The following is a 20,450-nucleotide window of genomic DNA, read 5'->3' as shown; positions in this document are numbered from 1 at the left end:
CGCATGGCAGCAAGCCGGGGGCGGGAGAAACAGCGGAGCCGGCGAGGTGCCGGCTCCGTTTGCGCGCCTGCAGGCACGCGATGAGGCGATCGAGGCTTACTTGGTGCCGAAGATCTTGTCGCCGGCGTCGCCCAGACCCGGGACAATGTAGCCCTTCTCGTTCAGGCCCTGGTCGATGGAGGCGCAGAACAGCTCCACGTCCGGGTGAGCGGCTTCCAGCGCCTTGATGCCTTCCGGCGCGGCAACCAGCACCAGTACCTTGATGGACTGGCAGCCCTTCTTCTTGAGCAGATCGATGGTGGCGATCATGGAGCCGCCGGTAGCCAGCATGGGGTCGATCACCAGCGCCAGACGCTCTTCGATGTTGCTGACAATCTTCTCGAAGTAGGGAACCGGCTGCAGGGTCTCTTCGTCGCGGTAGATACCGACCACGCTGACGCGGGCGCTCGGCATGTGCTCCAGCACGCCATCCATCATGCCCAGACCGGCACGCAGGATAGGCACGACGGTGACCTTCTTGCCCTTGATCTGGTCAACTTCCACTGGCCCGTTCCAGCCATCGATGGTAACCTTCTCGGTTTCGAAGTCAGAGGTCGCTTCGTAGGTCAACAAACTGCCCACTTCCTTGGCCAGTTCACGGAAACGCTTGGTGCTGATATCGCCTTCACGCATCAGACCGATCTTGTGCTTGACCAGGGGGTGTTTGACTTCAACGACTTTCATTATTATCTCCTCTAACTGCCGCAAAAAAATCGCGGAATCATACAACAAAAGCCGCCGCTTGTAGAGCATTTCCGCGCAAAAACGCGCAAACGATTTCCTTTCTGGTTTTTCACCGCCACTGTTAGAATACGCCCCGAATTTTACCCTCCACTTCTTTATATGACGGGGAATACGCGTGACTGACAAAACCTCACTGAGCTACAAGGATGCTGGCGTGGATATCGATGCCGGCAATGCACTGGTTGAACGTATCAAGGGCGTGTCAAAGCGCACTCGTCGTCCTGAAGTCCTTGGTGGTCTTGGCGGCTTTGGGGCCTTGTGTCAAATCCCTGCGGGCTACAAGGAGCCGGTGCTGGTCTCCGGCACCGACGGGGTGGGCACCAAGCTGCGCCTCGCCATCGACCTGAAGAAGCACGACACCGTCGGCATCGATCTGGTGGCCATGTGCGTCAATGACCTGATCGTGCAGGGCGCCGAGCCCCTCTTTTTCCTCGACTACTATGCCACCGGCAAGCTGGACGTCGACACCGCCGCGGCCGTGGTCACCGGCATCGGTGCCGGCTGCGAGCAGTCCGGCTGTGCCCTGGTGGGCGGCGAGACCGCCGAGATGCCGGGCATGTATGAAGGGGAAGACTACGACATCGCCGGTTTCTGCGTCGGCGTGGTGGAGAAGAGCGAGATCATCGATGGCAGCAAGGTCGGCGAAGGGGATGCCCTGATCGCCCTGGCCGCCAGCGGCCCCCACTCCAACGGCTTCTCCCTCATTCGCAAGATCCTGGAAGTCTCCAAGGCCGACGTGCAGCAGCCGCTGGGTGATACCACCCTGGCCAACGCCCTGCTGGAGCCGACCCGCATCTACGTGAAACCCGTGCTCAAGCTCATCAAGGAGTGCGAGATCCACGCCCTCTCCCACATCACCGGCGGCGGTTTCTGGGAGAACATCCCGCGCGTGCTGCCCGCCAACACCCAGGCGGTGATCGACGAGCAGAGCTGGCAGTGGCCGGCGGTGTTCAGCTGGCTGCAAGAGGCTGGCAACGTCACCCGTCACGAGATGTACCGCACCTTCAACTGCGGCGTCGGCATGATCATCGCCCTGCCGGCGGATCAGCTTGAAAAAGCGCTGACCCTGCTCAAGGCGGAAGGCGAGAACGCCTGGCATATCGGCCACATCGCCAAGGCGGCCGATGGCGAGGAGCAGGTCATCATCCAATGATGCGGATCCTGGTCCTTATCTCCGGCAACGGCAGCAACCTGCAGACCATTCTCGACAGTTGCGCCGACGGCAAGATTGCCGGTCAGGTGGTCGGCGTCATCAGCAACAAGGCCGATGCCTACGGGCTGGTGCGCGCCAAAGAGGCGGGGGTGGCCACCGCCATCCTGGCCCAGCAGCAGTTTGCCAGTCGGGAGGAGTATGACGCCGCCCTGCTGGCGCTGATGAACGACTATCAGCCCGACCTGGTGGTGCTGGCCGGCTTTATGCGGATCCTGAGTGCCGACCTGGTGCGGCACTTTGCCGGTCGGATGGTCAACATCCACCCCTCCCTGCTGCCCAAGTACCAGGGGCTGCACACCCACCAGCGCGCCATCGATGCCGGTGACGACGAACACGGCGCCAGCGTCCACTTCGTCACCGAAGAGCTCGACGGCGGCCCGGTGATCCTGCAGGCGCGCGTTCCCATCTTCGAAGGGGACACGGCCGAGGAGGTGGCGGCCCGGGTGCAGGTGCAGGAGCACAGCATCTACCCACTGGTGGTGCAGTGGTTCTGTGAAGGCCGGCTGCAGATGCTGGAGGGGGCCGCCCTGCTCGACGGCGCCCTGCTCGGCCCCGCGGGTTATGCCAGCGAGTAACGGTTAACCGCAGCATGCAAAATAGAACAAGGGAGGCCCACGCCTCCCTTGTCATTTCTATCTACCAGCGCACTTGCTGCAGTCAGGTCCGATTACCCCGCTACGCGGCTAATCGAACCTAGACCGGATTGTCGATATCGATAAAGGTGACATCCAGCCCATGCACCGTCGCCAGCCACTCCCCCAGCGCCTTGACGCCGTAACGCTCGGTGGCGTGGTGGCCAGCGGCGTAGAAGTGCATGCCCATCTCGCGGGCGGTGTGGATGGTCTGCTCGGAGGCTTCACCGGAGATGAAGGCATCGATGCCCTGCTCCGCCGCCAGATTGATGTAGCTCTGGCCGCCGCCGGTGCACCAGGCCACCGAGCGGATAAGCTCGGGGCCGCTGTCGCCACAATGGAGCGGCTCACGGCCGAGCCGCTCGGCAATGAGCTTGGCAAAGTCAGACCCGCTCATGGGCTCTTCCAGCTTGCCCACCATGGCGACGCTCTTGCTGTTCCAGGGCTCGAGGCCGCGGCGCACCTTGATGCCCAGCAACTGGGCCAGCTGGGCGTTGTTGCCCACCTCGGGGTGCACGTCCAGCGGCAGGTGATAGGCAAACAGGTTGATGTCGTGGGTCAGCAGGGTCTTGATGCGGCGCTGTTTCATGCCGGTGATCTGGGCCGGCTCGCCGCTCCAGAAGTAGCCGTGATGGACCAGGATGGCGTCAGCATCGGCAGCCACGGCCGCGTCGATCAGAGCCTGGCTGGCGGTCACGCCGGTCACCACCTTGCGAATGCGCTCACGCCCCTCCACCTGCAGGCCATTGGGGCAGTAATCCTTGATGGCGTGGGGTTCGAGCAGATGGTTGAGTACGCTTTCCAGTTTTCGATGAGAGATCATAGGGGTCCCTTATAAAGGCGCCGACCCCAGTGCTGCGATGCAGACAGGAATCGGGCTCATAACGCCGAGGCCCCATGATAATCGAGGCGGGCCAGCAAGACCATGATGCCTCCCGCACTGCGGCCCATGGTCGGGCCCGGAATGGCCTCAGGCTGGCAGGTCGATCCCCGCCTCGCGCATCTGGGCCAGCTTGTAGCGCAGGGTGCGTGGGCTGATGCCGAGCCGGTCGGCCACAGCCTTGCGGCTGCCGTTGCAATCCTGCAGGGTGTCGAGAATGATCTGGTGCTCCTGCTGCTTGAGCTCGCTGCCCAGGTGTTCGCTGCCGCTGCTGCGCTCGTTGCCGACCAGCCGGATCTCTTCTTCCTCCACCTCTTCCAGAATGAGGTGCTCGCAGCCAATGAGGCCGTCGGGGCTCAGAATGAGGGCGCGCTGCACCACGTTGTCGAGCTCGCGCACGTTGCCGGGCCAGGGGTGAGCCAGCAGCCGCTCACGGGCCGCCTCCGTCAGTTGCGGCGTCGGCAGTCCCTGCTGACCGGCATGCAGCGCCAGCAGGTGTTCCGCCAGCGGCAGTATGTCGCCGGGGCGCTCCCATAGCGCCGTCCAGCGCAGCGGGAAGACATTGAGGCGATAGTAGAGATCCTCGCGAAACAGGCCGTCCTGCACCGCTTTTTTCAGATCCCGGTTGCTGGTGGCGATGACCCGCACGTCGAGCGGGATCATCTTGCGACTGCCGAGCCGCTCCACCTCTTTCTCCTGCAGCACCCGCAGCAGCTTGGCCTGCAACCCCAGATCCATCTCGGTGATCTCGTCGAGCAGCAGGGTCCCCCCCTGGGCCTGTTCGAACTTGCCGGGGCAGCCCTGCACCGCGCCGGTAAAGGCCCCCTTCTCGTAGCCGAACAGGGTCGCCTCCAGCATGTTTTCCGGAATGGCGGCGCAGTTGATGGCGACGAACGTCTGTTCGGCACGGCTGGAGTTGTCGTGGATGTAGCGGGCCAGCACCTCCTTGCCGGTCCCGCTCGGGCCGGTCACCATCACGGTGGCCTCGCTTCTGGCCACCCGGGTCGCCAGCTGGAACAGTTCGGCGGTCTTGGGATCGCCATAGACCACGGCCCGTTTCTCCACCTTCTGGGCCGGCACATAGCGGCTGACCTGATTGAGCAGCACCTCGGGGGAGAAGGGCTTGGCCAGATAGTCGATGGCCCCTTCGCGCATGGCCCGCACCGCACCGTCGATGTTGGCGTAGGCGGTCATCAACAGCACCGGCACCTGGGGATATTGCTGACGAATGGTGGCCAGCAGGGTCAGGCCATCCATCCCCCCCATCTGGATATCCGAGATCACCATGTCGAAACTCTGGCGCGACAGGGCCAGCAGGGCCCGCTCACCGCTGTCCACCTCGCGGCACTCATAGCCGCCGAGCAACAGGGTATCCATCAGCGCTTCGCGCAGGCCATTGTCATCTTCCACTACCAGGATCCGGGCCTGAGTCATGCTACACCTCCCACCACAGCCAGCCTGGCCGCATTGATATTGATCCCTGCCGGATGGCGCTGACGCTCAACATGGCTCATGCGACACCTCCGAGCTGCACCGCCTGCTGATGCAGGGGGAACGACAGGGTAAAACAGGTGCCCTCGCCGGGTACCGAGGCCACGCTGACCTCGCCCTGATGGGCACGGACCACGGATTGCACCACCGCCAGTCCAAGGCCGGTGCCCTGGGAACGGGTGGTGAAGAAGGGTTCGAAAATCTGGCTCAGCAGGTGAGCGGGCATCCCCTTGCCGTTGTCGAGAATGCGCAGCTCCACCCGGGTGCCGCTGCGCACCGCACTCACCAGAAGCGACGTGGCGCCGGCCTGCTGGGCATTGGCGATGAGGTTGTTGACCGCCCCCGCCAGCGCGCTGCTGTTGGCCAGCAGGCAGAGATCGGGCTCCGGCGCCTCCATGTGCAGCTCACAGCCCTGTTGGCTGCAAAATGCCTCGGCGCCGGCCTGCACCTCGGCCAGCAACCCCTGCACCGACGTCGGGGTCACCACCTGGTTGTCGCCGTTGCGGGCAAACAGCAGGATGTCGCTGATCTGCTTTTCAAGATCCTGCAGGCGCGCCATCAGCTTTTGCTGGAACTGGCTGCGGGATTCGGGTTTGAGGGTGCGGTTGGCCAGGTTGGCGGCATATAGCATGGCGGCGGAGAGCGGCGTGCGGATCTGGTGGGCCAGCGAGGCGGCCATGTTGCCAAGGGCCGACAACCGCTTCATGTGGTTGATGCGGTCTTGCAGCTGGCGGGTTTCGGTCAGATCGTTGATGAACACCAGCTGGCCCGGCTGATCCGGCAGCGGCTGGGTCGAGAGCTGGACCCGGCGCCCATCGCGCAGGGAGATCTCGTGGCCGTCATCCTCGCGGGGCTGAAAGCAGCGGTCGATGATCTGGCGCCAGGCCTGCCCTTCCAGCGGCTCCCCCAGCAGCGCCTTGGCGGCCGGGTTGGCCCGGGTGATCCGGCCCTCACCGTCGAGCAGCAAGACACCGGTGGGCAGCGCCGTGAAGATGGCGTAAAGCTGGCTCACCTCGTGAGACTGGAGCGGGGTTTCTTGCGGCTGGGCTGTCATAAAGCTGACCTCAAACTGGCGACTGAGTCAGCTTATTCAATTTCCATGCCACTAAAAATTATATATAAAATCAAAGCCTTGAAGATTGGCGTCAAGGCTTTGACCCTCATGCTTCCTTGCTCATCCCGTATTTTTTCATCTTCTCCACCAGGGTGGTACGGCGCATGCCGAGCAGGTCGGCGGCGCGGGCCACCACCCCGTCCTGGGACTCCAGCGCCTGGCGGATCAGCTCCACTTCCAGGTCAGCCAGCATCTCCTTGAGGTTGACCCCCTCCTCCGGCAGCTGCATGGCGCGGGCGTGGCTGGCGGGCAGATCCAGCTCGGGCGGATCCTGGAACACGGCGGCCAGCGCATCGCGCTCGTCCATCTCGGTCAGCCGCTCGTCCCGCGGCTCGCAGGGCAGCAGCCGATAACGGCTCGGCAGGTCGGCCACATCGACGATCTGCTGCGGGTAGAGGATGAGCAGCCGCTCCAGCAGGTTGGAGAGCTCGCGCACGTTGCCAGGCCAGGGGTACTGCATCAGGGACTCCATGGCGCGCTGAGTCAGGCGGATCATCCCCTGATGCAGCTCGGCGTGGCGATTGAGCAGCTCCTGCAGCAGCAGCGGGATGTCGTCGGCCCGATCCCGCAGCGGCGGGGTCTCGATGGGGAAGACGTTGAGGCGATAGTAGAGATCTTCACGGAAGACCTGGGTGCGGATCATCGCCTCCAGATCCCGGTGGGTGGCCGCAATGATGCGCACGTCCGCCTGAATGGGCTTGCCACCGCCGACCCGATCAAACATTCGCTCCTGCAGCACCCGCAGCAGCTTGACCTGCATCGGCAGCGGCATGTCGCCGATCTCGTCGAGAAACAGGGTGCCCCCCTGGGCCAGCTCGAAGCGACCGCGCCGGGCGGCGATGGCACCGGTGAAGGCCCCCTTCTCGTGACCGAACAGCTCGCTCTCGAGCAGCTCGGCCGGGATGGCGCCGCAGTTGATGGGCACGAAGGGGCCCGCGCTTCGGGCCGAGAGTTCATGGATGGCGCGCGCCACCACCTCCTTGCCGGTACCCGATTCGCCGAGGATCAGCACGTTGGCATCGGTCTCGGCCACCTGGCTGATGAGCCGGCGCACCTCCTGGATCCCCTTGCCCTTGCCCACCAGCAGGCGCAGCAGCGCCTGCCCCTTGTCGTGGGTCTGCTGACGGGGGTGGAGGGAGACGAAGGCCTGGCAAAAATGGAGGTGGCGGGTCAGGGATTCATAGGTAAAGGGGGACTCAGCCACCCCGATGAAGTTGCTGTTGGGGAAGTCGGCTTCCACCAGCGACAGGAAAGGCACCCGGGGAAAACCGGTCAGCAGCTCGCCCAGCGGCCGGCCATTGAGGGCACCGGTCAGAACCCCCTGCAGCGGGCCGGATGACTCGATGGCAACCTCCAGATCACCCTCGGCAACCTCCTGCCAGGGGATCCCCATGAACGAGAGAACTGTCCCCAACTGTTGGCGCCGCTGCGCATCGGCGTCAACAATCAACACTCCCATTGCCATCATATCCATCCCTCTATTCTCGACGTAACTTATTGTTTTATTGTGCTTATGTGGTCAAGCCACGCACTTTATGCAGGATGCACAAAGTGCCAAAATTCCGACGCATTGTCAAAATTTGTCGCATTTCACCTAAGTTTATCGACCCAACGGCGTCACAAGATAAATTTTGTCGACACTTTTTTTTGGGTAACGCGAGCAGGCCGCAGGCAAACAAGAGGAGGAGAGGAACAGGAGCGGGAGCGCCTGCTTGCGGCCCGCAGCGGGCCGCAAGCAGGCAGGATGGTCAATGACGGGCGTGAGTGTGGGGCGCGGCGTAACGGCACTCGGGAAAGCGGCTGCAGGCCAGGAACAGCCGGCCGGCATGGGGTCCCTTCTTGGCTTCCCGCTCCACCAACGGCGCATCGCAACGGGGGCAGTGCGGCACCTGATGGGGAGCCTCGTCTTCGTCCTCTTCCACCTCGGCAAACAGATTGTCCACCAGCTCGGCGTCGGCCGCCGGCAGCGGCGCGCTGCGTGGTGATACGATGGCCTTGATGGGGGCCACGGCCGGGGCTCGGCCACCATGGTGGGGCTCTTCCACCTCGACCCTGTCCAGCTGCAGAGGGCTGAAGGTGGGCTCGCGGCGCTCACCCGGCAGCAGATCCTCTTGCGGCAGATCCGTGCTGCGGTTCAGCAGCGGCAGGATCTGTTCGCGCAGCTCCTCAACTTGATAATGGTTGCTCGCCGGGATCTGCAGCAGCGGCAGACCGGCGCTGTCAAAGGCGGCCTTGAGGAAGCTGTCCCGCGCTTTGCGCTTCTGATGACGGTGGGAGCTGTCATCAAGCTCGATGGCGCAGATGAAGGAAAGATCCGAGGGGTGGCAGAGCAGATAGTCCACGTGCTTGGCGTTGATCTTGTTGAAGGCCTGCTGCCACTTGCTTTTGCCCATCCCCGCCTCCGGCGTCAGCACATCGGCCACCCGCACCTTGGCAAAGACCCGGGCCTGGTCGCCCACCGCCAGATCCAGCACACCGAGGAAGGAGCGCTCCGCCGGGCTGAACAGGGTCTCCTGCAGCTCATAGGGCAGCGCCTTGCCCTTCCTGCCCCTGCTCCAGAAGATCGCCAGCAGAAGCAGCACCAACAACATCAATCCCGATACGACAAGGCTATTCATACGCGCACATCCCGCTCACCAGAGCCAGCTAGTTTCACAATACAAAACAGGGGCATCACTCTACCACGCGGCTGCGGGCGCAGGCAGTGCAGAAATGGCGTTAGCCCCCTCTTCGCCGCGCTTTTTCGCCATTTTTGCTGCCGGCGGGGCTTCATATGGCCTGTGACAGCAGGCACAATGCTGGAGAAACCCAATTCCAAGGAGAGCAGGATGCAAAAGCAATTGGTCGTGACCGTGATCGGAGCGGACAAGCCCGGTATCGTCGAGAGTCTGGCGGACGTCATCAGCCACCAGCAGGGCAACTGGCTGGCCAGCTCCATGAGCGAGCTGGCGGGACAGTTTGCCGGCATCCTGCACGTGAGCGTGCCTGACGAGCACTACCGCAGCCTGTGCGAGGCGCTGGCCATGCTGCCCGGTCTCACCGTCAGCTTCGCCGAAGGCCAGCTCAGCCAGGAGCCGGAGCGGCAGGTGATGGTCAGCGTCACCGGCAACGACCGGGCCGGCATCGTCCACGAGGTGGCCAGCATCTTGCGCCAGCTCAACGTCAACGTGGCCGACCTCACCACCGGCTGCGAGCCCGCCCCCCACTCCGGCGCCCCGCTCTTCTACGCCCACGCCCTGGTGGCGCTGCCACCCCGGCTCGAACTGGGGGATCTCATCAGTGCGCTGGAGTCCCTCTCCGACGATCTGGTGGTCGACATCGACCAGGCCTTCATCGACTGAGCGGATGGTCATCAATCTGTCATATTTCCACGCCATAACTGCCGCGCAGACGCGACCTGACCACAGAGGCATCACATGAGCACCGACAAGCAGTATGAAGAGAAGGAGCTGAGTTGGCTCTCATTCAATGAACGGGTGTTGCAAGAGGCGATGGACAAGACGGTCCCGCTCATCGAGCGGGTCCGTTTTCTGGGGATCTTCTCCTCCAACCAGGACGAGTTCTTCAAGGTACGGGTGTCGGACGTCAAGCGCCGCATCCTGATCAACGAGGTGCACGGCGGCGACGACGAGGCCAAGGTGTTGCTGCGGGCCATCCAGCAGAAGGTGATGGCGCTCGGCGAGGCGTTCGACAACACCTACAAGGAGCTGCTGATCGCGCTGGCCCGCCACAACATCTTCCTGGTCAACGAGAACCAGCTCTCCGAATCCATCCAGCAGTGGCTGCGGGTTTTCTTCAAGGAGAAGGTGCTGCGCCACATCATCCCGATCCTGCTCAACAAGGAGGTCAACCCGGTCAAGTTTCTGAAAGACGAGTACACCTATCTGGCCATCGAGATGAAGAAGAACGGCCAGGTGATCCAGTACGCCCTGGTGGAGGTGCCGACCGACGATCTGCCCCGCTTCTTCCAGCTGCCGCCAGAAGGGACCCGCCGCAAGAAGCAGATCATCATCCTGGACAACGTCATCCGCTTCTGTCTGGACGAGATCTTCAAGGGCTTCTTCGATTACGACGAGATTGCCGCCTACGCGGTCAAGCTGACCCGGGATGCCGAGTATGACCTCTCCGACCAGCTCGACCTCAGCCTGGTGGACAAGATGAGTGATGGCTTGAAACAGCGCCTCACCGCCATGCCGGTGCGCTTCGTCTACGAGCGGGAGATGCCGGCAGCCATGATAAGCTTCTTGAAGCTCAAGCTGCAGATCAGCTCCTACGACGCCATCATGCCGGGCGGGCGCTATCACAACTTCAAGGATTTCATCGGCTTCCCCAACGTGGGTCGGGACTATCTGGAGAACCCCAAGCTGCCGGCGCTCGATTGCCGCGACTTCGACGGTTTCGTCAACGCCTTCGACGCCATCACCAAGCAGGACATACTGCTCTACTACCCGTACCACAAGTTCCACCACTTCACCGAGCTGGTGCGCCAGGCGGCGTTCGATCCGGCGGTGAGCGCCATTCGCATCAATATCTACCGGGTGGCCAAGAAGTCGCGCATCATTCACTCCCTGATCGATGCCGCCAACAACGGCAAGAAGGTGACCGTGGTGGTGGAGCTGCGCGCCCGTTTCGATGAGGCGGCCAACATCGACTGGGCCAATATCCTGACCAATGCGGGGGTCAAGGTGGTGTTCGGGGTGCCAAGCCTCAAGATCCACTCCAAGCTCTGCCTCATCACCCGCCACGAGAATGGCGAGGCGGTGCGCTACGCCCACATCGGCACCGGCAACTTCAACGAGAAGACCGCCAAGATCTACACCGACTTCTCCCTGCTGACCCGCCACCCGGACATCACCGCCGAGGTGGAGAGCGTGTTCGAATACATCGAGTATCCCTACCGGCGCTACAAGTTCAACCACCTGCTGGTCTCCCCCATCAACAGCCGGCGCCAGCTCTATCGGCTCATCGACAACGAGCTCACCAACGCCAAGGCGGGGCAGCCCAGCGGCATCACCCTCAAGATCAACAACCTGGTGGACAGGGATCTTATCAACCGGCTCTACGCCGCCGGCCAGGCCGGGGTGCCCATCCAGATGATCATCCGCGGCATGTGCGCCCTGCGCCCCGGGGTGCCGGGTCTTAGCGACAACATCCGGGTCATCAGCATCATCGACCGCTTCCTCGAACATCCGCGGGTGATGGTGTTCCACAACCGGGGCAACCCCCAGCTCTATATCTCCAGCGCCGACTGGATGAGCCGCAACATTGACGGTCGCATCGAGGTGGGCACCCCCATCTACGACGAGCGCCTCAAGCAGCGCATCCTGGATATTCTCGAGCTACAACTGAGTGACACCTGCAAGGCGCGGGTCATCGATGCCGACCAGAAGAACGAATACGTGAAGCGGGGCAACCGCCGCAAAATTCGCTCCCAGGTCGCGATTTACGACTACCTCAAACGCATAGAGTCAAACAATGGACAATAGCCTGTACGCCGCCGTCGATCTCGGCTCGAACAGCTTTCACATGGTGATCGCCCATCTCAGCGAGGGGCGCTTTCGCATCGTCGATCGCATCAAAGAGCGGGTGCGGCTGGCCGACGGGATGGATGCCCACAAGCGGATGAGCCCGGAGGCGATGGCTCGCGGCCTAGCCTGCCTGTCGATCTTTGCCGAGCGGCTTACCAACATCAATCCGGATCAGATCCGCATCGCCGGTACCTACACGTTGCGCCGCGCCAGCAATGCCCGCGAGTTTGTGAGCGAGGCGGCCAAGGTGCTCAACCACCCCATCGAGATCATCAGCGGCCAGGAGGAGGCGCGCCTCATCTATCAGGGGGTCGCCCATACCCAGCACATCGAGGGACAGGTGCTGGTGGTGGACATCGGCGGCGGCAGCACCGAGCTCATCATCGGCGAGGGGTTTGAACACAAGGCGCTCACCAGCCGCAAAATGGGCTGCGTCAGCTTTACCCAGAGCTTCTTTGCCAACGGCAAGCTCGGCGAGAAAGCCTTCAACGGCGCCGTGCTGGAGGCCCAGCATCAGCTCGCCCCCATCATCAACCAGTACCGCAAGCTGGGCTGGCAGAGCTGCCTCGGCAGTTCGGGATCGATCCGCACCGTGCGTGATGTCCTGCAGGGGGAGGGCTGGACCGACGGCAGCATCACCCTCGCCGGGCTGGAGCGGCTCAAAGAGGAGATGCTGGCCCACAAGCGGGTCGCCGATCTCAAGCTGGCCGGCCTCACCGAAGAGCGCCAGGAGGTGTTTGCCGCCGCGGTCGCCATCCTGATCGGGCTCTTCACCTCGCTGCCCATCGAACGGATGGAGTACTCCGACGGCGCCCTGCGCGAAGGCTTGCTGTATGAGTTCGAGGAGCGGCTGCAGCACCACGACATTCGTGAGCGCACCGCCCAGGCCCTCGGCACCCACTACCGGCTGGACCGAAAGCAGGCCGCCCGGGTGGAGCAGAGCGTGCTGACCCTGTTTGATGCCCTGCAGGTGCCATGGCAGCTGCCGGTAGAGCCCTATCGCGCCATCCTCGGCTGGGCGGCGCGGCTGCACGAGATTGGCCTTGCCATCAACTACAGCGGCATCCACCGCCACTCCGCCTATATCCTGCAACACACCGATCTGCCCGGCTTCAACCAGGACGATCAGGCCCTGCTAGCGGCCCTGGTGCGCTTCCAGCGCAAGGGGCTCAAACTCGCCGAGCTGCCCGCCCTGCCCAACCACGACGAGCAGACGGTGCTGCGCTGCATCCGCATCCTGCGCCTCGCCGTGGCCGCCCACCACAGGCGTCAGGACAACCTGTTGCCCGAGTGGAAGGTCGCGGCGCAAGGCGATCAGCTGGTGGTGACCCTGCCGCTCGACTGGTGCGAGGAGAACAAATTGCTGATGCAGAATCTGGAGAAGGAGCACCGCTATTGCCAGGAGCAGGGCTGGCCGCTGCTGTTCCAGCTCGGCTGAGCGCGGGCGACGGATGCAAAAAAGGCAGCCCATGGGCTGCCTTTTGCGTTTTCTCAGATGGCGACTTACTGCAGCTCGGGCAACAGCAGCTTGGCAATCTCGAAGTAGATGATAAGACCGGTGCCGTCCACCAGGGTGGCGATGAAGGGGGCGGACACCACCGCCGGGTCGATGCGAAAACGACGCAGCACCATGGGGATCACAGAGGCGACGGTGGCGCTCCACAGCACGATAGCGATGATGGTCAGGGTGACGACCATGCCGATCTGGGGACCGACCCCCAGGCTCCAGGCCCGCACCCAGGCCGCCAGCGCGATGGCGGCCGAGATGAGCAGACCGGTGGAGATCTCCTTTTTCAGCACGGTGCCGAGGTTGCGCAGGCTCACCTCCCCCACCGCCATGGCACGGACGATCGTGGTGGTGATCTGGGTGCCGCTGTTGCCGCCGGTGCCGATCAGCAGCGGGATGAAGAAGGCCAGCGCGATGGCGGCTTCCAGCTGCTCTTCAAAGGCCCGCAGCACGGTACCTGTATAGGCTTCGGCCACGAACAGGATCAGCAGCCAGCCTACCCGCTTGCGCCACAGCTGCCAGGGGGTCGCCTGCAGATAGGGGGTATCGAGCGGCGAGGAGCCACCCTGCATCTCCGCATCCTCGGTGGATTCGAGCTCCAGGATGTCGGCTGCATCGTCCACGTGGAAGATACCCACCAGCTTGCCCTGATCCTCCACCGGCAAGGTCGAGAGGTCACGATCGATCAGCAGGCGGGCGGCCAGCTCCTGATCCGCCCGGGCGTTGATGCGCACCACCTCCCGGTCCATCAGCTCGCTCACCGGCAGTTGCGGGTCGGCAATCAGCAGGGATTTGAGCGAGATGCTGCCGAGCAGGCGTTTGTCGTTGTTGACCACATAGAGGTTCTGGAACAGCTGGGCGTTGTCCCAGGCATCGTGGATCAGCTGCTTGGCACTGCCCACCGTCTCCTGATCGCCGATGGCCAGAAACTCGTGGCGCATGTTGGCGCCCACCGATTCGGTCGGCCAGTCGAGCAGGGAGTAGAAGGTGGACTGTACCTGCTCCGGGAAACGGGCAAGCAGCATGGTGCGATCACTGCTTCCCAACCGGCGCAGAATGGCCAGCATGTCGCGTCGCGGCATGGCCCCCTGCAACAGGCTGACGATGCTGACATGCAGTCGCATCAGCAGCCGGCCGGCACACTCCGCCGACAGCGAGCCGAGCAGTGCCGCTCCCTCGTTGATGGGCAGGGTATCGAAGATGCAGTTGAGCTCTTCCGGACGCAGGGTCAGCAGTTGATCGGCGCGCTGCACCGGATCCAGATTGTGCTCCAGCCAGCCCTGCAGGGCGGCCAGATCGAGCAGTTGGTGACGATTGAGTAGTGTCTGTGTTTTCTTCATCACAAATGACCTCATGTGATTTCAGGCAAGCCTGAGCGCGAACGGTGATCCGTCGCCGTCTGAAAGAAAACAGCAATTTGATTGACGAGTAATAGGCAGGAAATGACGCCGTTCGGCGTGTCATCATCCCCACGTACCAGCTTTAGCACTGCATAACGTATCCGGCATGCCGGAAGCCACTTGGGTTTACACCTTAATCCGATGAAAACTGTCCTGATCTTGGGCGTCTCTGGACGTCGTGAGATCAGTGGCCTGTGTTTATACAGGAGCCTCGCCTAACGAGATGCTGCAAATAGTCGCACAACCCTCTGTTGTGCGGGCAGCATGATTATCGAACGCTCAATAGGAGTCAACCCGGGGCAAGGGGCTAAATGGCCTATGGCAACAGCTTGTTACAATTGGTTGGCAAGGGGAGTTGAATGAGGATAAAAAAACGGAAAAAAGGGAGTGAAACGGCAACCATCGCTTGCGGCCAGCCAGGGCCGTAAGCGATGAAAAAAGCTCAGCGGATGTAGTCGAACAGGGTCAACTTGCTGATCTTGCTGAAGGAGAGCTGGGTGGCGCTCAGGGCCGCATCCTCTTTCGACAGGGTGGCGATCACCTCATAGAGATCCGCTTCGGAGACCTTGGCCCTCGCCTGCTGGTTGAGGGTACTCAAGCCCTCGTTCGAACCCATCACCTGCTCCAGCCCGTTCATGCGCCCGCCGATCTCCCCCAGCCCCTGATCCACGTTCAGACGGGCATTCTTCATGTGGGCGGTGGCATCCGCCACCTTCAGCTGGAAGGTATCCGGCGTGATGTTGGGATCCCGCAGCGCCGTGATGAAATCGGACATGCCATCCAGGATGTTGTTGTTCTGGGGCGGATCCAGCACGAAGTTCTGCGCCGCGCCCCCCGCCGGCAGCGACAGGGTCAGCTCCAGCCCGTTGAAGGGGATCTTGTTGCCCGCCACATAGTCGCCGCTTTGCAGCAGGGTACCGCCACCGTCCCTGATCTCGTAGGTATCCGGCGTGCCGGCGATGGTGTTCACCGTGTACTGGTTGCTGGCGAGCGAAGGGTCATAGTTGTTGCGGTAAAAACTGTCGAAGTGGCCCTGATCGGCCACCCCGACCTGAATATTGGCGCTCCCCGCGCTACTGGTACGACGGGTCGGCACGATTTCAAACAGGTTGAAGCCAGAATCGTTGGCGGCAATCTGCACCGTCGGCGACACCTGGATCTTGCGCTGGCCGGTATCCCCCTGAAAGATGTAGTTGCCGCTGGCATCCTGAATGAAGGGCTGGGTCTTGCTCTGATTGCCGCCGAAGATATATTCGCCCTGGGAGTTCTTGCTGTTCATCAGGTCGAACATCTGCTTTTGCAGCCCCTCCAGCTCGCTGGCAATAGCCTGGCGATCCTCGTACCCCACCGCCGAGTCGTTCGCCTTCTGGATCAGGGTCTGGGCACTGGTCATGGCGGTGTTGAGGGCGGTCAGCACCGTCTCCTCGTGGCCCAGGCTGTTTTCCAGCAGGCTGCCGTTGACCCCGTACTGCTTGAAGAGATCGATCTCCTTGGTCAGCGCCAGCTTCTGGCTCATGCCGGAAGGGTCCTCCCCCGCCGACTTGAACTTCTCCCCCGTCATCAGTTGCTCATAGGCCGTACTCAGCCGCTCGTTGGCACTGTTCAGCGAGGAGATGTTGCGGTCATAGACCATGTTGGTAGTGATACGCATCGGGTTACCTCACTGATGACAGCAGGGTGTCGAAGATGGTCTTGGCGGTGCTGACGATCTGGGCGGAGGCGGCATAGGACTGCTGATAGCGGATCAGGTTGGCCGCCTCCTCCTCCAGACTGACGCCGGAGACACTCTCGAAAATCGCCCTGCTCTGGGTCAATTTCGTTTCATCGGCCTTGAGCTGGCTCTTGGCCTGGCTGGTGGTGTTGCCCACCCCGGTCACCAGGCTGGAGTAGGCCTCGTTGAAGGTCATCTTGTCGTTGCTGGTGCCGGCGTTGCTGCTCTTGCGCACCAGATCCTTGTTCTGCAGTTCGGCAAGCGCCAGGCCGTTGGCGTTGTCGGCAAAACCATCGGTGTTGTAGCTCAGGGTGAAGCTGTCATTGGCTTCCACCTTGCCGGTGATGCTGAACTCATAACCCGGGGTCTGGGTCGGAGTGGCATACACCTTGGGGCCACCAAGCGGATTCTCGAGGGCCGCCATCAGGTTCTGCCCCTTGCTGGAGGCGGGGGCAACCCCGATCAGGGTGGTACCGTCCGCGGCATAGACCTGGTAGTTGCCGCTGACGTCTATCTTCACCACCTGGGGTGAGGCCGGATCCAGGCTGTTGGTGCCAAAGCCGGAACCGGCGCCGGTATTGGTGATACCATTGAGCTTGATCTCGCCCGAACCGAAGTTGTTCTTGCCTTTATCCGCCTTGAGCGGCGATGCCAGCGCCAGATCTTCGGCCCGGGTCACCAGCTGGTCCAGGCCAGCAGCCGCCCGCTTGGTGGGTTGCAGCAAGATCTTGTCCCCCGCCGCCGGCGTGCCGGAGAGATCGAACTGGATGCCGTGCCCCGCCACCTGCACGGTGGCGGGTGGCGTGGTGCCGGTGGCCAGCGAGGTGCGGTTGCCATCCTTGTCCACCGAGAACACCTCGTAGCCGGTGGCACTGCTGAACTGCACCTCGTAGTCGAAGGTGGTCACTTCCGTCCCCTTGCCGGGCACGAAGCTCACCTTGGCGGTAGCGTTGCCGGTATTTTGGCTGTAGGGCAGGCCATCGCTCGTGCCGAGAGAGAAGAGATCCCCCCCCAGCTCGTTGTCCAGATCCATCCCCAACCGGTTTTGCTGGTTCATGGCATCCGCCATGGCGGCCGCCAGCTGACCCAGCTCGCGCTTGGCCGGCTCCAGATCGTTGCGGGCGGAGAAGAGCCCCCCTATCCCGCCGCCTATGTCCTTGTCATTGAGGGCGACCTTGTTGGGGTCCATGACCAGCTGCAACTCGGACTCACGGGCATCGGGATTTCCCGGCACCACGCTGAGCTGGGCAACGCTTCCGTTGAGCACCAGGGAGTGGCCGGTGCTCATGTTGACCAGCATGCTGCCGTTGTCCTGCGGCACGGTGCGGATCTCCATCTTCTCGGAGAGCTGGCGAATGGCCTCGTCCCGCTGGTCGAACAGCATCAGGTTCTCTTCCGGCGTGCCCTGGGTGCGAATGATGGCCTGGTTCAGATCGTTGATGCTGTTGATCAGGCTGTTCACCCGCTTGGCTTCATCTTCGATGGTGGTGTTGATGGTGTCGGTCTGCTTGTCCAGCTGGGCCGACAGGGTATGAAAGCGGTTCACCATGCCGCTCAGCCCGCTCAGGGTGGTCTTGCGGCCCGAGATGTCGGCGGGTGCTTCGTTGGCGGTATGGAACCCCTCGAAATAGGAGCTGATGGCGGCGCCGACGCTGTTGCTGGTATCCCCCAGCAGGGTGTCGGTGTTGGCGAGCTGCTGATAACGGGTGGAAGAGGCATAGAAGGCCGAAGTGTCGCGTCTGACCTCCCCCTGGGCATAGGCGTTGATGACCCGCTCGGTCAGCATGTCCCCGGTGCCGAGTCCGTTGGCATTGGTATAGATCAGGGTACGTTCACGCACATAGCCCTGGCTATTGACGTTGACGATGTTGTTACTGGTGGTCTGCAGCAGCCGCTGCTGGGCCATCACACCCGAGGTACCAATTCCAAGCAGATCGCTTGCCATGACTTACAGCTCCATTTCTGTCGTGTTGGTCGCGGAGTAGCCGGCAATGGCATCACTGCGCAATACCTGTTTCAGTTTCCTAGCATAGTGCGGGTCGGTGGCGTATCCGGCCTGTTGCAAGGCTTCGAAATAGCGATCCGGACTGTCCACCTTGGCCAGCGCCCCCTTGTAGCGGGAGCCCGATGTCAGGAAATCGACATAGTCGTTGAAACTCTCTTCGAACGACTCGTAAGAGCGAAACGCGGCCTTCTGGCGCGACGCCACTCCTTTTTCATATTCCAGAGTGCTGACCACTGTCTTGGGTCCTTCCCAGCGCGGGTCGGCCTTGATGCCGAACAGGTTGTGGGTCACCTGCCCCTCCCCGTTCTTGATCACCCGTTTGCCCCAGCCACTTTCCAGCGCGGCCTGCGCCACCAGCACCGCCGGGCTCAACCCCAGCTTGGCGGCCGCCTTCTTGGCCAGCGGCATCAGTCGGTCGACAAACTCTTCAGGGGAGTCGAACACCTGTGCGGTATCGTCCAGCGCCTTGTGACTGCGCATGCCATGTACCTCTGCCGCCGGCCCCATGGGCGGTACGGTTCGGCGGGTACGGTGCAGCGCTGTCTGAGGCTGGGTATCCCCTTGCATCTCTTTCTCAGCAAAATCTTTGCCAACTTTTGAGGCGGAGATGAGATCGTTGGCGGCGGAGGTGGGCGGCTGATAGGGTTTGTAGACCCGCTCGGTACGCTGGGGCATCTTGAGCACCCGCCCGTCGTGATGGGTGAAGGTCTCCGGCGAGAGCTGCTTGGCCACCATGGCGGCCAGACCGATCCCCCCCTTGCTCGACATGTCGGCGACCCGCTGCTCGTCCAGCATCCCCTCGTAGAACTGGGTGTAGCTGCTGTTGAAAGGGCTGTCCTGGGTCAGCACCTGGTTGGCCTGGCGCATGCTCTGGAACAGGGTCTGGGTAAAAATGGACTCGAACTGGCGGGAGGCGGCCATCAGCGCATCCGCTTTCCCCTCCTTGCTCTGGCTCAACTGGCGCAGGCGATCCAGGTTCTGGATGTCCTGTACCATGCCCAGATTCACGCCGCCGTTGTTATCTAACTCTGCCATTTTGCTTACCTCATTGCCGCCCGTGGCAACCCCTTGCCGCTTGTTGATTACAGTATGACCAGCTGGCCTTCGATGGCGCCAGCCTGCTGCAGCGCCTCCAGGATCGCCATCAGGTCGCCGGGTGCCACCCCGACCTGGTTCACCGCCCGCACCAGATCATCCAGGGTCGCCCCGGTATCCAGCTTGAACATGCGCCCCTGCTCCTGCTGCACATTGATGGTGGAGTTGTTCGTCACCGCCGTCTGGCCACCCGAGAGCGGATTGGGCTGGGACACCTGCTGATTCTCCGCGATGGTGACCGTCAAGCCGCCGTGGCTGATGGCCGCCGGCTTGAGCCGCACCTGGCTGCCGATGACGATGGTGCCGGTACGGGAGTTGACGATGATCTTGGCCGCCTCGGTGGCCGGATCCACCTCCAGGTTCTCGATGGTGGCGAGATAGGAGACCCGCTGGCCCGGATCCCGCGGCGCATAGACCTTGACCGAGGTGGCATCGAGCGCCTGCGCGGTATTGGGGCCGACCAGATCGTTGACCACGTCGGCCAGCCGGCGCGCCGTGGTAAAGTCGGGACGATTCAGGTTGAAGGTGATGGTATCCCCCTGGCTGAAGGAGTTCGGAACCTCCCGCTCCACGGTGGCCCCGTTGGCGATGCGACCCACGGTAGGCGTATTGACCACCACCTTGGAGCCGTCAGCCCCCTCGGCCCCCAGCCCGCCAACCACCAGGCTGCCCTGCGCTACGGCATAGACCCGGCCATCCAGCCCTTTCAGGAAGCTTTGCAGCAGGGTGCCGCCACGCAGGCTCTTGGCCTCACCGATGGCCGATACGGTCACATCTATGGTCTGCCCCGGTTTGGAAAAAGGGGGCAGATCGGCATGGATAGCCACCGGCGCCACGTCCTTGATCTTCGGCTTGATGTTGTCCGGTACCTTGATGCCGAAATTGTTCAGCATGGTGCGAAACGTCTGCTCGGTGAAGGCGTTGCTCTTCTCACCCGTGCCGGGCAGACCCACTACCAGGCCGTAGCCGATCAGCTGGTTGCTGCGCACCCCTTCCACCGAGCTGATGTCCTTGATCCGGGAGGCATGGGCCATCCCCAGGGGCAACAGGCAGCAAAACAGGGCAACAAGACGGAGCGACTTCATAACACC

The 20,450-nt window shown here is 62.5% G+C and carries 16 protein-coding genes and 1 riboswitch; of the genes, 5 read left to right on the top strand and 11 right to left on the bottom strand.

Translation table 11 applies throughout. The annotated features are described in order from the left end of the window. Window positions 1-96: 96 nt before the first annotated feature. Window positions 97-723, bottom strand: a complete 627-nt coding sequence (gene upp, locus AB5Y95_RS09145) for a uracil phosphoribosyltransferase (protein ID WP_005302745.1) — start codon at window positions 721-723, stop codon at window positions 97-99. Window positions 724-898: 175 nt separating this feature from the next. On the opposite strand from upp, the gene purM reads away from it, so the two are divergent. Next, a complete protein-coding gene (gene purM, locus AB5Y95_RS09140; RefSeq protein WP_017765614.1) occupies window positions 899-1,936 on the top strand; it encodes a phosphoribosylformylglycinamidine cyclo-ligase in 1,038 nt (345 codons plus the stop codon). Next, on the top strand, window positions 1,933-2,571 hold the full coding sequence (gene purN, locus AB5Y95_RS09135; protein WP_010633472.1) for a phosphoribosylglycinamide formyltransferase: 639 nt from the start codon (window positions 1,933-1,935) through the stop codon (window positions 2,569-2,571). The genes purM and purN overlap by 4 nt, the downstream gene beginning before the upstream one ends. 118 nt (window positions 2,572-2,689) lie before the next feature. Here purN and AB5Y95_RS09130 read toward each other — a convergent pair whose 3' ends face one another. The 5 genes from AB5Y95_RS09130 to AB5Y95_RS09110 all read right to left on the bottom strand — a co-directional run bounded on the left by AB5Y95_RS09130 (window position 2,690) and on the right by AB5Y95_RS09110 (window position 8,731). Beyond that, on the bottom strand, window positions 2,690-3,451 hold the full coding sequence (locus AB5Y95_RS09130; protein ID WP_017786251.1) for a Nif3-like dinuclear metal center hexameric protein: 762 nt from the start codon (window positions 3,449-3,451) through the stop codon (window positions 2,690-2,692). A 147-nt stretch (window positions 3,452-3,598) separates the two neighbouring features. After that, complete coding sequence (locus tag AB5Y95_RS09125) at window positions 3,599-4,942, bottom strand: sigma-54-dependent transcriptional regulator (RefSeq protein WP_368160677.1); 1,344 nt, start codon at window positions 4,940-4,942, stop codon at window positions 3,599-3,601. Between the two features lie 76 nt (window positions 4,943-5,018). Continuing rightward, on the bottom strand, window positions 5,019-6,053 hold the full coding sequence (locus AB5Y95_RS09120) for a sensor histidine kinase (protein ID WP_123246948.1): 1,035 nt from the start codon (window positions 6,051-6,053) through the stop codon (window positions 5,019-5,021). 106 nt (window positions 6,054-6,159) lie between these two features. Beyond that, window positions 6,160-7,581 (bottom strand): sigma-54 dependent transcriptional regulator, encoded by a 1,422-nt coding sequence (locus AB5Y95_RS09115; protein ID WP_005302751.1) that lies wholly within the window; start codon window positions 7,579-7,581, stop codon window positions 6,160-6,162. Window positions 7,582-7,861: 280 nt separating this feature from the next. Next, on the bottom strand, window positions 7,862-8,731 hold the full coding sequence (locus AB5Y95_RS09110; protein WP_368160674.1) for a DUF2726 domain-containing protein: 870 nt from the start codon (window positions 8,729-8,731) through the stop codon (window positions 7,862-7,864). 210 nt (window positions 8,732-8,941) lie between these two features. Here AB5Y95_RS09110 and AB5Y95_RS09105 point away from each other — a divergent pair, with 210 nt between their 5' ends. From AB5Y95_RS09105 to ppx, 3 genes are all read left to right on the top strand, one after another. Next, window positions 8,942-9,454, top strand: a complete 513-nt coding sequence (locus AB5Y95_RS09105) for a glycine cleavage system protein R (RefSeq protein WP_005302753.1) — start codon at window positions 8,942-8,944, stop codon at window positions 9,452-9,454. Window positions 9,455-9,529: 75 nt separating this feature from the next. Next, the gene (gene ppk1 / locus AB5Y95_RS09100; protein ID WP_017765621.1) at window positions 9,530-11,599 is read left to right on the top strand and encodes a polyphosphate kinase 1; all 2,070 of its coding nucleotides are present in this window, start codon (window positions 9,530-9,532) and stop codon (window positions 11,597-11,599) included. Beyond that, window positions 11,589-13,079 carry an exopolyphosphatase gene (gene ppx, locus AB5Y95_RS09095; RefSeq protein ID WP_368160672.1) on the top strand — a complete coding sequence of 497 codons (1,491 nt, stop codon included), beginning with the start codon at window positions 11,589-11,591 and terminating at the stop codon, window positions 13,077-13,079. Before ppk1 ends, ppx begins: the two co-directional genes overlap by 11 nt. Window positions 13,080-13,144: 65 nt before the next feature. Here the strand turns inward: ppx and mgtE are convergent, their stop codons facing one another. The 5 genes from mgtE to AB5Y95_RS09070 all read right to left on the bottom strand — a co-directional run bounded on the left by mgtE (window position 13,145) and on the right by AB5Y95_RS09070 (window position 20,444). Continuing rightward, window positions 13,145-14,488: a magnesium transporter gene (gene mgtE, locus AB5Y95_RS09090; RefSeq protein ID WP_005302756.1), complete on the bottom strand. Its 1,344-nt coding sequence runs from the start codon at window positions 14,486-14,488 to the stop codon at window positions 13,145-13,147. 120 nt (window positions 14,489-14,608) lie between these two features. After that, a riboswitch (M-box (ykoK) riboswitch) is annotated at window positions 14,609-14,778 on the bottom strand. Window positions 14,779-14,990: 212 nt separating this feature from the next. Continuing rightward, window positions 14,991-16,199, bottom strand: a complete 1,209-nt coding sequence (gene flgL, locus AB5Y95_RS09085) for a flagellar hook-associated protein FlgL (RefSeq protein WP_017782329.1) — start codon at window positions 16,197-16,199, stop codon at window positions 14,991-14,993. Window positions 16,200-16,203: 4 nt separating this feature from the next. Further along, window positions 16,204-18,204: a flagellar basal body rod C-terminal domain-containing protein gene (locus AB5Y95_RS09080; RefSeq protein WP_368160670.1), complete on the bottom strand. Its 2,001-nt coding sequence runs from the start codon at window positions 18,202-18,204 to the stop codon at window positions 16,204-16,206. A gap of 3 nt (window positions 18,205-18,207) precedes the next feature. After that, a complete protein-coding gene (flgJ, locus tag AB5Y95_RS09075; RefSeq protein WP_017765625.1) occupies window positions 18,208-19,299 on the bottom strand; it encodes a flagellar assembly peptidoglycan hydrolase FlgJ in 1,092 nt (363 codons plus the stop codon). A gap of 47 nt (window positions 19,300-19,346) precedes the next feature. Further along, window positions 19,347-20,444, bottom strand: coding sequence for a flagellar basal body P-ring protein FlgI (locus AB5Y95_RS09070; protein WP_010633466.1), 1,098 nt, complete (start codon window positions 20,442-20,444; stop codon window positions 19,347-19,349). Window positions 20,445-20,450 lie beyond the last annotated feature (6 nt).

Source organism: Aeromonas sp. R5-3 (assembly GCF_040908225.1).
Taxonomy (GTDB): domain Bacteria; phylum Pseudomonadota; class Gammaproteobacteria; order Enterobacterales; family Aeromonadaceae; genus Aeromonas; species Aeromonas dhakensis.
This window is presented reverse-complemented; position numbering and strand designations above follow the sequence as displayed.

Bases quoted from the DNA above. Each gene is read 5' to 3' on its own strand.
- upp (WP_005302745.1), bottom strand. From the start codon at position 723: ATGAAAGTCGTTGAAGTCAAACACCCCCTGGTCAAGCACAAGATCGGT.
- purN (WP_010633472.1), top strand. From the start codon at position 1,933: ATGATGCGGATCCTGGTCCTTATCTCCGGCAACGGCAGCAACCTGCAG.
- AB5Y95_RS09130 (WP_017786251.1), bottom strand. From the start codon at position 3,451: ATGATCTCTCATCGAAAACTGGAAAGCGTACTCAACCATCTGCTCGAA.
- AB5Y95_RS09125 (WP_368160677.1), bottom strand. From the start codon at position 4,942: ATGACTCAGGCCCGGATCCTGGTAGTGGAAGATGACAATGGCCTGCGC.
- AB5Y95_RS09120 (WP_123246948.1), bottom strand. From the start codon at position 6,053: ATGACAGCCCAGCCGCAAGAAACCCCGCTCCAGTCTCACGAGGTGAGC.
- AB5Y95_RS09115 (WP_005302751.1), bottom strand. From the start codon at position 7,581: ATGATGGCAATGGGAGTGTTGATTGTTGACGCCGATGCGCAGCGGCGC.
- AB5Y95_RS09110 (WP_368160674.1), bottom strand. From the start codon at position 8,731: ATGAATAGCCTTGTCGTATCGGGATTGATGTTGTTGGTGCTGCTTCTG.
- AB5Y95_RS09105 (WP_005302753.1), top strand. From the start codon at position 8,942: ATGCAAAAGCAATTGGTCGTGACCGTGATCGGAGCGGACAAGCCCGGT.
- ppk1 (WP_017765621.1), top strand. From the start codon at position 9,530: ATGAGCACCGACAAGCAGTATGAAGAGAAGGAGCTGAGTTGGCTCTCA.
- ppx (WP_368160672.1), top strand. From the start codon at position 11,589: ATGGACAATAGCCTGTACGCCGCCGTCGATCTCGGCTCGAACAGCTTT.
- mgtE (WP_005302756.1), bottom strand. From the start codon at position 14,488: ATGAAGAAAACACAGACACTACTCAATCGTCACCAACTGCTCGATCTG.
- flgL (WP_017782329.1), bottom strand. From the start codon at position 16,199: ATGCGTATCACTACCAACATGGTCTATGACCGCAACATCTCCTCGCTG.
- AB5Y95_RS09080 (WP_368160670.1), bottom strand. From the start codon at position 18,204: ATGGCAAGCGATCTGCTTGGAATTGGTACCTCGGGTGTGATGGCCCAG.
- flgJ (WP_017765625.1), bottom strand. From the start codon at position 19,299: ATGGCAGAGTTAGATAACAACGGCGGCGTGAATCTGGGCATGGTACAG.
- AB5Y95_RS09070 (WP_010633466.1), bottom strand. From the start codon at position 20,444: ATGAAGTCGCTCCGTCTTGTTGCCCTGTTTTGCTGCCTGTTGCCCCTG.